The following is an 11,674-nucleotide window of genomic DNA, read 5'->3' on the forward strand; positions in this document are numbered from 1 at the left end:
GGGCAGGTCACGCAAGGGTTTCTTTTTGGTTGGCATACATGCACCTCTTACTCATGTTATGCCCGAACACAAAATTTCTGACACCCTCCTGCAAAGCAGCCCCAGCATTACCGATACCCCGCCGCCTCCCGCTCCAGCCACGCCGCCAACTCCTTGCGCCGCACTTTCTCCACCCGCGCCCGCTCGAGCAACTTGAGCATGAAATCCCGCTTCGCCGGATCCTCCCCGGCTAGCGACAGCGCCAGGTCCCGGTCCATCCAGCGACGCATGCGCACATACAGCCACCCGTGAAAATACAGGCCGGCGATAGTCACCACGACGACGATGAAGTAATCCATGGCTATCCTTGGTCTCACGTTAAATGCCCGCCACATGGCCGGCATAGGCTGTACCTGGGCTGAATGAAAACAATTTTATAACGTTTGCGTCGTGACACCTGTCAAGGCGCGGAGTCTAATGAACACTTGTCTTCTGGAGATTGACCCCATGCGTAAATCCGCTTTGCTGCTGGCCAGCTTCACCACCGTGTCGCTGCTGCTGGGCGGCTGCCAGTCGTCGCTGACCGGCGACAGCTACTCCCGTGATGAGGCCCGCCGCGTGCAGACCGTGCGCATGGGCACCATCGAATCCCTGCGTCCGGTGAAGATCGAAGGCACCAAGACCCCGATTGGCGGTGGCGCCGGCGCCATCGTCGGTGGCGTCGCCGGTAGCGCCGTCGGCGGAGGCCGAGGCAGCATCGTTGCTGCGGTAATCGGTGCCGTGGCCGGTGGCCTGGCAGGTTCGGCCGCCGAAGAAGGCCTGACACGCACCCAGGGCGTCGAGATTACCGTACGTGAAGACGACGGCAGCATGCGCGCCTACGTGCAGCAAGTGCAGCAGAACGAGATCTTCCGTGTGGGCGAGCGTGTGCGCATCATGACCGTCGATGGCACCAGTCGCGTCACTCACTGATCACCGCACAAAAGAAACCCCGAACCGGCCTGGCCTGTTCGGGGTTTTCTTTTGCTTGCCCTGCAGTGGGATTACAGGCCGAGCATGTCCCGCGCCACCGCCTCGGCGATGCGGATGCCATCCACGCCCGCTGACAGAATGCCACCAGCGTAGCCCGCACCTTCACCCGCCGGGAACAAGCCCCTGAGGTTGAGGCTCTGGAAGCTGGCATCACGGGTGATGCGCAGCGGCGAGGAGGTGCGGGTCTCGATGCCGGTCAGCACCGCGTCATGCAGGTTGTAGCCCTTGATCTGGCGGTCGAAGGCCGGCAGCGCCTCACGAATCGCCTCGATGGCGAAGTCCGGCAGGCTCGGGGCCAGGTCGCCCAGGGTCACGCCCGGCTTGTAGGACGGCTCGACGCTGCCCAGCGCGGTGGACGGACGGCCGGCGACGAAGTCACCCACCAACTGCGCCGGTGCCTGGTAGTTGCTGCCGCCCATCACGTAGGCATGGGCCTCCAGGCGTTCCTGCAGCTCGATGCCAGCCAGTGGGCCGCCCGGGTAGTCGCGCTCGGGGTCGATACCGACGACGATGCCGGAGTTGGCGTTGCGCTCATTGCGTGAGTACTGGCTCATGCCGTTGGTGACCACGCGCCCCGGTTCGCTGGTGGCGGCGACCACGGTGCCGCCCGGGCACATGCAGAAGCTGTAGACCGAACGGCCATTCTTGGCGTGGTGCACCAGCTTGTAGTCGGCGGCGCCGAGCTTAGGGTGGCCGGCGTACTTGCCCAGGCGCGCCTTGTCGATCAGCGACTGCGGGTGCTCGATACGGAAACCGACCGAGAACGGCTTGGCTTCCATGAACACGCCTTTGGCGTGGAGCATGCGGAAGGTGTCGCGGGCGCTGTGACCCAAGGCAAGGACCACATGGCGCGAGTGCAACTGTTCGCCGCTGTCCAGTACCACGCCTGTGAGCTGTTCGCCGTCGATCAGCAGGTCGGTAACCTTCTGCTCGAAGCGTACCTCACCGCCTAGGTTGATGATTTCCTCGCGCATCTTCTCGACCATGCTGGTCAGGCGGAAGGTACCGATGTGCGGCTTGTTGATGTAAAGGATCTCTTCCGGGGCACCGGCCTTGACGAACTCTTCCAGCACCTTGCGGCCGTGGTGGTTCGGGTCCTTGATCTGGCTGTACAGCTTGCCGTCGGAGAAGGTGCCGGCGCCGCCTTCGCCGAACTGCACGTTGGACTCGGGGTTGAGCACGCTCTTGCGCCACAGGCCCCAGGTGTCCTTGGTGCGCTGGCGCACTTCCTTGCCGCGTTCCAGCACGATCGGCTTGAAGCCCATCTGCGCCAGCACCAGCCCGGCGAAGATGCCGCAGGGGCCGAAGCCGACCACGATCGGGCGCGCAGACAGCTCGGCCGGGGCCTGGCCGACGAACTTGTAGCTGACGTCCGGGGCCACGCTGATCTTGCCGTCGTCTTCAAAGCGGCGCAGCAGTTCGTCTTCGTTGCTGGTTTCAAGGTCGATGGTGTAGATGAACAGCAGCTCGCTGTTCTTCTTGCGCGCATCGTAGCTGCGCTTGAACAGGGTGAAACCGAGCAGTTGCTCATCGCTGATGCCCAGGCGCTGGACGATGGCGGCGCGCAGCTCGTCGTCGGAGTGGTCCAGGGGCAGCTTCAGTTCGGTGATTCGTAGCATGGCAGGGTCCAGTATCCCGGCCATGGGCGGCCGGCGGCTTTACACAAACCGCCAAGTATAAGCTGTTAGCCGCCCCGACTGGCAGGATAAAAGTGCCCGGCGATCAGAGGTCGCGGGCGCCACCGTAGTAGGCGCAGCCCTGCAGGGTCTTGCCGTCGATGCGCAGCTCGGCCTTGAGGTGGCGGATGGCACCGGTGGCGCCGTCGACGCAGCGCTGCGGCGCGACCCATAGCTCGACGCGCTGGCCATTGGCTTCGCTGGACAAGCTCAGGCCGCCGCCGGGCATTTCCTCCTCCAGGTAAGGCAGCGGCAGCGGGTCCTGGCCGATGCGGTTGAGCACCATGCCCTTGCCACTGGCCTTGATGTCCCAGTCCGGTTCATGGCCGCCGGCACGCAGGGTCAGTTGCTTGAAGTTCGGGTCTTCGCAGCCACTGTATTCGGAGGTTTCCAGTCGGTACAGGCGGGTCACGTCGAGCTGGCCGTCGCTGCCGGCCTGCTTGCTGCCGGTCATGCGCGCGCGGACGTCGGCGAACAGTTTGTCACCGGCGTCGTCGGCCAGGTTGGCGGCTTCCTGCAGGATGCCGGTGGCGGCGACGTCGTTGACGATGAAGCGACGGCTTTCGCTGCAGGGCTTGAACAGCAGATGACCGCCGGCCGCGCTCAGCTCGCCTTGCATGCGGGTGGTGCCCAGGTTCGGGTCGACCGGTTTTTCGGCCAGCATCTGGCAGCCGGCGAACAGCGGCAGCAAGGCGGTGAGCAGCAGTGAAGGGGTGAGGCGCATGGGGCGTGCTCCGGGAGACGTTGCAAAAGAGCTGGCCACGTTACGCAGGGTGCGCTGGTATCACAAGGGCCTCATCGTGGGGCAAGAAAAAAGGGCCCGAAGGCCCTTTGATCATTCAACCCCCGAGGTACGCGTCGCGTACCTTCGGGTCGGTCAGCAACGCTTCACCGGTACCCTGCATCACCACCTTGCCGTTTTCCAGCACATACGCCCGGTCGGCGATCTTCAGCGCCTGGTTGGCGTTCTGCTCCACCAGGAACACCGTCACGCCATCGCGGCGCAGCTGTTCGATGATGTCGAAGATCTGCTGGATGATGATCGGCGCTAGGCCCAGCGATGGCTCGTCGAGCAGCAGCAGCTTGGGCTTGCTCATCAGCGCCCGGCCGATGGCCAGCATCTGCTGCTCGCCGCCGGACATGGTGCCGCCGCGCTGGATGTAGCGTTCCTTCAGACGCGGGAACAGCTGCAGGACTTTGTCCAGCTGTTCCTGGTAGTCGCCCTTGTCGGTGAAGAAACCGCCCATGGCCAGGTTTTCCTCGACAGTCAGGCGCGAGAACACGCGGCGGCCTTCCGGCACCACCGCGATGCTCTTGCGCATGATGTGCGAGGACGGCTGGCCGACCAGCTCCTCGCCCAGGTACTTGATGCTGCCGCTGCTCGCCTGGGGCGAGCCGCAGAGGGTCATCAGCAGGGTCGACTTGCCGGCACCGTTGGCACCGATCAGGGTGACGATCTCGCCCTGGTTGATCTCCACGTTGACGCTGTGCAGCGCCTGGATCTTGCCGTAGAAGGTGGAAACGTTCTCGAACTTCAGCATTTACGCCTCCCCCAGGTAGGCCTTGATCACATCAGGGTTGCCGCGAATCTCTTCCGGCGTGCCATCGGCCAGGGGCGTGCCCTGGTTGATCACCACGATGTGGTCGGAAATGCTCATCACCAGTTTCATGTCGTGCTCGATCAGCAGCACGGTCACGTTGTGGGATTCGCGCAGGTAGGCGATGAGGGCCTTGAGGTCCTCGGTCTCCTTGGGGTTCAGGCCGGCGGCCGGTTCGTCGAGCATGATGATCCGCGGTTGGGTCATCATGCAGCGGGCGATTTCCAGGCGCCGCTGCTGGCCGTAGGCGAGGGTGCCGGCGGTACGGTTGGCGAACTCGGTCAGGTTGACCTTCTCCAGCCAGTACTGCGCGCGCTCCATGGCCTCCTTCTCGCTGCGACGGAAGCCCGGGGTCTTGAACAGGCCGGCGAAGAAGTTGGTGTTCAGATGGCGGTGCTGGGCGATCAGCAGGTTTTCCAGCGCGGTCATTTCCTTGAACAGGCGCACGTTCTGGAAGGTCCGCACCACGCCCTTGCGGGCGATCTGATGGCCGGCCAGGCCCTGGATCGGCTGGCCGTCGAGCAGGATGGTGCCGCCGCTGGGCTTGTAGAAGCCGGTGAGGCAGTTGAACACGGTGGTCTTGCCGGCGCCGTTCGGGCCGATCAACGCCACCACTTGTTTTTCCTTGACGGTCAGGCCCACGCCGTTGACCGCCAACAAGCCGCCGAAGCGCATGCTCAGGCCGCTGACTTGCAGAATTTCGCGGCTCATCGAGGCAGCTCCATGTGCGGACGTTGCATGGGCAGCAGGCCCTGCGGACGCCAGATCATCATCAACACCATCAGCGCACCGAACATCAGCATCCGGTATTCGCTGAACTCACGCATCATCTCCGGCAGAAGGATCATCACGATGGCCGCGAGAATCACGCCCAGCTGCGAACCCATGCCACCCAGCACGACGATGGCGAGGATGATCGCCGACTCGATGAAGGTGAACGACTCCGGTGTCACCAGCCCCTGGCGGGCGGCGAAGAAGCTGCCGGCGAAACCGGCGAAGCAGGCACCCAGGGTGAACGCCGAGAGCTTGATCACGGTGGGGTTCAGGCCCAGCGCACGGCAGGCGATCTCGTCTTCACGCAGCGCTTCCCAGGCCCGGCCGATCGGCATGCGCAGCAGGCGGTTGATGACGAACAGCGCCAGCAGTGCCAGCAGCAGGGCCACCAGGTAGAGGAAGATCACCTTGTTGATCGAGTTGTATTCCAGCCCGAAGAACTCGTGGAAGGTCTGCATGCCCTCGGCGGCGCGGCGTTCGAAGGTCAGGCCGAAGAACTCCGGCTTGGGGATGTTGCTGATGCCGTTGGGGCCGCCGGTCCAGTCGGTGAGGTTACGCAGGAACAGGCGGATGATCTCGCCGAAGCCCAGGGTCACGATCGCCAGGTAGTCGCCGCGCAGGCGCAGCACCGGGAAGCCGAGCAGGAAACCGAAGGTGGCGGCCATCAGGCCGGCGATCGGCAGGCACACCCAGAAGCTCCAGCCCAGGTAGTGCGAGAGCATCGCGTAGCTGTAGGCGCCGACGGCATAGAAGCCGACGTAACCCAGGTCGAGCAGGCCCGCAAGCCCCACCACGATGTTCAGGCCCAGGCCCAGCAACACGTAGATCAGGATCAAGGTGGCGATGTCGACCGCGCCGCGCGAGCCGAAGAACGGCCAGATCAGCGCCGCCACGATCAGCCCCATGATGACCCAGCGCTGGGTCTTCGGCAGGGTGAGGAAGTTGGTCACCGAAGGTGGTACCAGCTTGCGCTCCGAGCGGCGGCCCATCACCGCGCTCCACTGCTTGTCGAACAACACGCGCAGGAACATCAGCACCGAGCACGCGGCGATGATGCTGATGGTGAACGAGCCCTGGCTGTGCACGATCAGGCTGATGCCGTCGATGCTGAGTTTCAAGCCCAGCACCGGGAAGGCCACGGCCCAGACCAGCAAGGCGCTGAAGAACGCCTGTTTGAGATTTCTGTTCATACTTTTTCAACCTCCGGGCGGCCCAGGATGCCGGTCGGCCGGAACAGCAGGACAAGAACCAAAAGACCGAATGCCACCACGTCCTTGTACTGGTCGCCGAAGATGTCGGCGCCGAACGCTTCGGCCACGCCCAGCACCAGCCCGCCGAGCATGGCGCCCGGGATGCTGCCGATGCCGCCCAGTACCGCCGCGGTGAAGGCCTTCAGGCCCACCAGGAAACCGGCGTTGGGGTTGATCACCCCGTACTGCATGCTCAGCAGCACGGCCGCCACCGCCGCCAGCGCGGCGCCGATGACGAAGGTCAGGGCGATGATGTTGTTGGTGTTGATGCCCAGCAGGTTGGCCATCTTGATGTCCTCGGCGCAGGCGCGGCAGGCGCGACCCAGGCGAGAACGGGAGATGAACAGGGTCAGGCAGGTCATGGCGACGAGGGTCACCACGAACACCAGGATCTGCATGTACGAGACCAGCACCTCCTCCGCGCCGCCCGGGCCGAACGAGAAGCTGCCGGGGATCAGGTTGGGGATGGACTTGTCCTTGGAGTCCTGCGACAGCAGGACGGTGTTCTGCAGGAAGATCGACATGCCGATGGCGGAGATCAGCGGGATCAGCCGGTTGCTGTTGCGCAGCGGTCGGTAGGCGACCCGTTCGATGCTGTAGCCGTAGGCACTGGTGACGAAGATCGTGGCGACGAAGGCCACGGTCATCAGGATCGGCAATGAGTGGATGCCCATCATGGCCAGCCCGGCGAGGGCGATGAAGGCCACGTAGGAACCGATCATGTACACCTCGCCGTGGGCGAAGTTGATCATGCCGATGATGCCGTACACCATCGTGTAACCGATGGCGATCAGCGCGTAGGTACTGCCGATGGTCAATCCGTTAACCAGTTGTTGTAGGAAATGGTAGATCTCAGGCATTACAGCGCTCCTAAAAACCTGATTTGCATTTCTCTGGCGGGGGATGACCCCGGCCCATGTTCTCGTGGTCTACGCCACGTGATCTTGTGCGGGCACAACCAGGAAACCGCGGGTGACGGTTTTAAGATTTTCAGGTGAACCGGCTCCCGGATCACGGGAATCAGGTCCATAGAACCTCGTAAAACAAAGCCCACTGCTCGCACAGTGGGCTTCTCGGTCAGCTATTAGTCACGCAGTTACTGAGGGGAGACTTCGGTCTTCGGCTTGCCGAAGTGCCATTCGTAGACCACGAACTTGAAGTCCTTCAGGTCGCCTTTCTCATCGTAGGACAGGTCGCCGGTCGGGGTCTTGAAGGTACCGGCGTGGATGGCGGTAGCCACCTTGTCGGTGTCTTCGGACTTGGCGGCCTTGATGCCTTCGGCGATCAGCTGGACAGCCGAATAGGCCGGGAACACGAACGGACCGCTCGGGTCCTTGCCGTCGGCCTTGATGGCGTCGACGATGGCCTTGTTCGCAGGGTCGGCGTCGAACGATTTCGGCAGGGTGACCAGCAGGCCTTCGGAGGCATTCTGGGCGATCTGCGAGATGGAGTCGTTACCCACGCCTTCCGGACCCATGAACTTGGCCTTCAGGCCCTTCTCTTGCGCCTGGCGCAGGATCAGGCCCAGCTCCGGGTGGTAGCCGCCGTAGTAGACGAAGTCGACGTTGTTCTGCTTGAGCTTCTGGATGATCGAGGAGAAGTCCTTGTCACCGGCGTTCAGGCCTTCGAAGACGGCGACCTTGGTGCCTTTCTTCTCGAGGGTGGTCTTGACCGCGGTGGCGATGCCTTCGCCGTACTGCTGCTTGTCGTGCAGGACCGCAACGACCTTCGGCTTGACGTGGTCGGCGATGTAGTTGCCGGCGGCCGGGCCCTGGGCGCTGTCCAGGCCGATGGTGCGGAAGACCATCTTGTAGCCACGGCTGGTGATGTCCGGGGAGGTGGCGGCGGGGGTGATCATGATCACGCCTTCGTCTTCGTAGATGTCGGACGCAGGCTGGGTGGAGCTGGAGCAGAGGTGGCCGATCACGTACTTGACGCCATCGTTGACCACTTTGTTGGCGACGGCCACGGCCTGTTTAGGGTCGCACGCGTCGTCGTATTCCTTGGCTTCGAGCATCTTGCCATCGACGCCGCCCTTGGCGTTGATGTCCTTGATGGCCTGTTTGGCGCCGACGAACTGCATGTCGCCGTACTGGGTCACCGGCCCGGTCTTGGGACCGGCGATGCCGATCTTGATGGTGTCGGCGGCAAACGAATGGCTGGCGACTCCGGCCAGAACCATCGCGGCAAACAGCTTGGAAATCTTGATCATAGTGCTCCACTCATTCTGTTGTAATTCTTATAGTCCTGAGGCCAGGGCTACAGACCGGGCGGGATCTACGGCCTGGCTACGCCATGCCGTGAGCCCACCTTCCCCCGGAACATGTCCCGGAACTGTACCGGTACAGTGTAGAGCGCCGTCCGAGCGCTTGAAAAGCGGGCGAAAAGCGTCTGTTTCGAGGGGTGTCGCCTGGTCGACATAAAGATACAGAAAAGCGCCATCACTTTGCCGGTATCCGCAGCCCGCCCCCACAAGTTCGGGCCTGATCGACCAAATTACGTATTTGAAACCAGGTTTTTCTGCAAAAATGCCGGCCTTTTTGTTGGACGATCTTTGCGCAGGTAGACCCATGACAGATCAAGTAAGCACCCTCTATGCCAAATTGCTCGGCGAGACCGCCGTCATCGAGTGGAAAGCCCTGGAGCGTTTCTGGGCCAAGGGTGACCTGATTTGGGTCGACCCCAGCCTCGACCTGATCACCGTTGCCGAGGCGATGGCCGAGAATCGCAGCGAGATCTTCGCCAAGTGGCGTAATGATGGCATTGTCGGAGCGGTGTCTGCTGAGCAGGCGCTCGACCTGCAAACCCGCGATCCAGAGATCTGGGCGGTGGTGGTTTCGCCGTTCATCGTGATCCAGGCGAAGAAAGCGGAATAAGCACGTGCTTTTTTAGTGCGCAAAAACGCGCATACGCCTCGTGATGGTGCGCGTTGACGCTCACGTAAGGTGGAAGTTGGTAACAGTGGCGGGGTGATTTGGCGGGGCGGTAACAGTTTACGGCATGCGTAATACGCCGCCGAAATGATCGCGGGGCAAGCCCGCTCCCACGAAGCCTCCTCGTGGGAGCGGGCTTGCCCCGCGATGGTTTTCAGTAGTCCACGCGCCCGGTATGGCTGTTCAGCGAAATCACCCGGGTCTTGCCGATGCGATGGCGGAAGATCTCGCGCAGGTACTTCACTGCCTTCTTCACGCACTCGCGCGACAGGCGGATATCGTTGATCGAGACGAAGCGGCTCTTGTCGTTGATCAGCTCGCGGTATTTCTTCTCGTACATCGGCTTGATCGCGTACCAGTTGGTGTCGAGGATCTTCGCCGGGTTCTCGAACTCGTTGAGCAGGTCGTCGATGCTGTCTTCATCGAAGTGCTCGCTGGTAATGAACTCCAGGATCGCGTTGTCCATGGTGTCGTCGAAGCGGTACGGGTTACGCGCGAAGCAGCGCTTGATGAACGCCACGATCAGGGTCAGGAAGTCGTCCGACAGGCAAGGGCTCTTGGCGATCAGGGTGGTCAGTGACAGGTTGGCCGAGGCGCCGATCACCAACGCGTAGCGCTTGAGCGTGGTGTTGGGGAACAGGCTGTTGAGGTGGGTCTTGAGCCGGTTCAGGTCCATGTACGACAGCTTGTAGTCCTTGGGCAGGGAGACGATCGACACCACCGACGAGCAGTTCTTGAAGAAGTGCAGGTCGTGCAGGGCCGCGGCGTCGTAGCCCGAGGCCTGGTACTGCTCCAGCGCGGCGCGGTAGCGGCGCGACTCGATCGGCAGCAGGCTGATGCCCTCGATGGCCTGAGTCTGCTTGTTGAAGTGCGGCAGGTCGATGGAGCGGAAGAACAGGTCGTCGATATCCAGGCGCGGCTGCTCGCGCTCGAACACCTTGAACTTGTCCGACCCAGCAGGTGGCACTTCCGGCACCACCGATTCGGCGTAGGCGATGGCCACGGGGCCGGCCAGGCTCATGAACAGGTCGTTGGCGTCCAGGCGAATGGTCTCGCCGATGTCGATGCCGGCGCGACGGAAGTAGTTCTGGTCGTAGTCGGTGGTCACCGCCTGGGCGGTGAGGATGTTGAAAATCTGCTGGGAGATGTACTGGTTGGCGTGCTTCTCCATGGCGTTGACGTCGATGTTCTGGATCGTGCCGTCATCGCTCTCCTCGGCGTAGCGCATGATGTCGTTGGAGATCAGCATCATCGCGTTCCATGGGCGGATACGGCCCATGACGCTGGCTTCGCTGCTGTCTTCATTGTCGAAGTTGTACGAGAAGTCCCATTCCTCCGACAGGTATTTGCATAGCAGGCGTCCGGCGTTGATGTGCAGCGCCTCGGACATTTCGCTGCGGTGGTCGGAGGCGTTGGGCAGCACGCAGATGCCGCTGGTGAAGATCGGCTCGAAGACGAACGAGTGCCCGCTCTTGCCGTCGTTCTCGTCGGCCGGCTTGGTGTCGAAGGTCTTGTTCATGTACGAGTACTGCTGGGCCAGGCCGAATTCCGAGGCCATCCCTGAACCTGTGCCGCCGCCGGCGCTGAAGATGTAGAAGTACAGGCGCGACTGGTTGGCCTTGATGCCGCAGGAGTCGATCAGGTACGAGTGGATCAGTTTCCAGTCGGCACTGGAGAAGCGCTGGGTGTCCTTGTTGAGGATGATCTTGGCCAGGTACTGGCCAAGGATCGGCGCGTTACCGGCACCCCCGGCATGCACCTCGGACAGGTCCATGATCTTCATCTTGCTGTAGTCACGCAGGAAGCCGCCACGCTCGCCCTTGCGCGAGAAGCGGATGCGCCCGGCGATGTCCTTGTCCAGGTCGCCCAGCATCACCAGCGGCTCGACCAGGAACACCGGCTTGGCGGCCTTGTTCTGCACCAGGCGCAGGTTCTGGCGGATCCAGCGCGCCGGGCTGTAGCCTGCTTCACCCTTGAAGCGGTCCTCGTTGTTGTACTCATTGAGGAAGAAGGTGCGGGCGTTGTATACCAGTTCCGCCACGTCCAGGGCGATGTTCGAGCCGCAGCGGCCCAGGCCAATCAGGCACACCGACGGGAACTGCTGCTCCAGGCGCAACTGGTCCTCGTCCTCCACGTGCAGGTTCGGCGGAAACACCAGGTCGCGCAGGCCGTCGAGGTTGTCGAGGATGCGCTGGATGTCCTGCTCGGTGAAGTACAGGTACTGCTGCGCCGGCATGCTGCGGGCGGCGGGAAGGTCTCGAGCACTGCCGGCAGTCAGCGAAGTGGGGCTGAGGGTCGGCTCGGGGACCGCATTGGCAGAAGTGTTCGTAGAGGTCATAGTGCGCCATTTGCCTGGAGTGGTTGGCTTCCCGGTGATGCATGTCATCTAGCCATCACGGAGAAATTTCGCGACTTTATCAGTGCGTCTTTTT

At 62.5% G+C, this 11,674-nt stretch carries 11 protein-coding genes; 2 read left to right on the forward strand and 9 right to left on the reverse strand.

What is annotated here, in order from left to right:
* Positions 1-107: 107 nt before the first annotated feature.
* Complete coding sequence (locus CC207_RS04460; protein WP_028692125.1) at positions 108-338, reverse strand: hypothetical protein; 231 nt, start codon at positions 336-338, stop codon at positions 108-110.
* 148 nt (positions 339-486) lie between these two features.
* Here CC207_RS04460 and CC207_RS04465 point away from each other — a divergent pair, with 148 nt between their 5' ends.
* On the forward strand, positions 487-951 hold the full coding sequence (locus CC207_RS04465; protein ID WP_023632818.1) for a glycine zipper 2TM domain-containing protein: 465 nt from the start codon (positions 487-489) through the stop codon (positions 949-951).
* 71 nt (positions 952-1,022) lie between these two features.
* On the opposite strand, the gene CC207_RS04470 is transcribed toward CC207_RS04465, so the two are convergent.
* The 7 genes from CC207_RS04470 to CC207_RS04500 all read right to left on the reverse strand — a co-directional run bounded on the left by CC207_RS04470 (position 1,023) and on the right by CC207_RS04500 (position 8,521).
* A complete protein-coding gene (locus CC207_RS04470; RefSeq protein ID WP_088851652.1) occupies positions 1,023-2,630 on the reverse strand; it encodes an NAD(P)/FAD-dependent oxidoreductase in 1,608 nt (535 codons plus the stop codon).
* Between the two features lie 103 nt (positions 2,631-2,733).
* Entirely contained in the window at positions 2,734-3,411 is a 678-nt protein-coding gene (locus CC207_RS04475; protein ID WP_028692123.1) for a COG3650 family protein, read from the reverse strand.
* Between the two features lie 115 nt (positions 3,412-3,526).
* Positions 3,527-4,228, reverse strand: a complete 702-nt coding sequence (locus CC207_RS04480) for an ABC transporter ATP-binding protein (protein ID WP_028692122.1) — start codon at positions 4,226-4,228, stop codon at positions 3,527-3,529.
* Positions 4,229-4,996, reverse strand: coding sequence for a high-affinity branched-chain amino acid ABC transporter ATP-binding protein LivG (gene livG / locus CC207_RS04485; RefSeq protein WP_028692121.1), 768 nt, complete (start codon positions 4,994-4,996; stop codon positions 4,229-4,231).
* Entirely contained in the window at positions 4,993-6,249 is a 1,257-nt protein-coding gene (locus CC207_RS04490) for a high-affinity branched-chain amino acid ABC transporter permease LivM (protein ID WP_028692120.1), read from the reverse strand. The genes livG and CC207_RS04490 overlap by 4 nt, the downstream gene beginning before the upstream one ends.
* Complete coding sequence (gene livH / locus CC207_RS04495; protein ID WP_028692119.1) at positions 6,246-7,169, reverse strand: high-affinity branched-chain amino acid ABC transporter permease LivH; 924 nt, start codon at positions 7,167-7,169, stop codon at positions 6,246-6,248. The genes CC207_RS04490 and livH overlap by 4 nt, the downstream gene beginning before the upstream one ends.
* Before the next feature lie 236 nt (positions 7,170-7,405).
* On the reverse strand, positions 7,406-8,521 hold the full coding sequence (locus CC207_RS04500) for a branched-chain amino acid ABC transporter substrate-binding protein (RefSeq protein WP_028692118.1): 1,116 nt from the start codon (positions 8,519-8,521) through the stop codon (positions 7,406-7,408).
* A gap of 358 nt (positions 8,522-8,879) precedes the next feature.
* On the opposite strand from CC207_RS04500, the gene CC207_RS04505 reads away from it, so the two are divergent.
* Positions 8,880-9,185 carry a DUF2288 domain-containing protein gene (locus CC207_RS04505; RefSeq protein ID WP_088851653.1) on the forward strand — a complete coding sequence of 102 codons (306 nt, stop codon included), beginning with the start codon at positions 8,880-8,882 and terminating at the stop codon, positions 9,183-9,185.
* A 211-nt stretch (positions 9,186-9,396) separates the two neighbouring features.
* Here the strand turns inward: CC207_RS04505 and CC207_RS04510 are convergent, their stop codons facing one another.
* Positions 9,397-11,580 (reverse strand): hypothetical protein, encoded by a 2,184-nt coding sequence (locus tag CC207_RS04510; RefSeq protein ID WP_028692116.1) that lies wholly within the window; start codon positions 11,578-11,580, stop codon positions 9,397-9,399.
* Positions 11,581-11,674 lie beyond the last annotated feature (94 nt).

This window comes from Pseudomonas sp. DrBHI1, from assembly GCF_002205115.1.
In the GTDB taxonomy this organism is placed as follows: Bacteria; Pseudomonadota; Gammaproteobacteria; order Pseudomonadales; family Pseudomonadaceae; genus Aquipseudomonas; species Aquipseudomonas mosselii.

Coding starts and splice junctions, on each gene's coding strand:
- CC207_RS04460 (WP_028692125.1), bottom strand. CDS start 338: ATGGATTACTTCATCGTCGTCGTGGTGACTATCGCCGGCCTGTATTTT.
- CC207_RS04465 (WP_023632818.1), top strand. CDS start 487: ATGCGTAAATCCGCTTTGCTGCTGGCCAGCTTCACCACCGTGTCGCTG.
- CC207_RS04470 (WP_088851652.1), bottom strand. CDS start 2,630: ATGCTACGAATCACCGAACTGAAGCTGCCCCTGGACCACTCCGACGAC.
- CC207_RS04475 (WP_028692123.1), bottom strand. CDS start 3,411: ATGCGCCTCACCCCTTCACTGCTGCTCACCGCCTTGCTGCCGCTGTTC.
- CC207_RS04480 (WP_028692122.1), bottom strand. CDS start 4,228: ATGCTGAAGTTCGAGAACGTTTCCACCTTCTACGGCAAGATCCAGGCG.
- livG (WP_028692121.1), bottom strand. CDS start 4,996: ATGAGCCGCGAAATTCTGCAAGTCAGCGGCCTGAGCATGCGCTTCGGC.
- CC207_RS04490 (WP_028692120.1), bottom strand. CDS start 6,249: ATGAACAGAAATCTCAAACAGGCGTTCTTCAGCGCCTTGCTGGTCTGG.
- livH (WP_028692119.1), bottom strand. CDS start 7,169: ATGCCTGAGATCTACCATTTCCTACAACAACTGGTTAACGGATTGACC.
- CC207_RS04500 (WP_028692118.1), bottom strand. CDS start 8,521: ATGATCAAGATTTCCAAGCTGTTTGCCGCGATGGTTCTGGCCGGAGTC.
- CC207_RS04505 (WP_088851653.1), top strand. CDS start 8,880: ATGACAGATCAAGTAAGCACCCTCTATGCCAAATTGCTCGGCGAGACC.
- CC207_RS04510 (WP_028692116.1), bottom strand. CDS start 11,580: ATGACCTCTACGAACACTTCTGCCAATGCGGTCCCCGAGCCGACCCTC.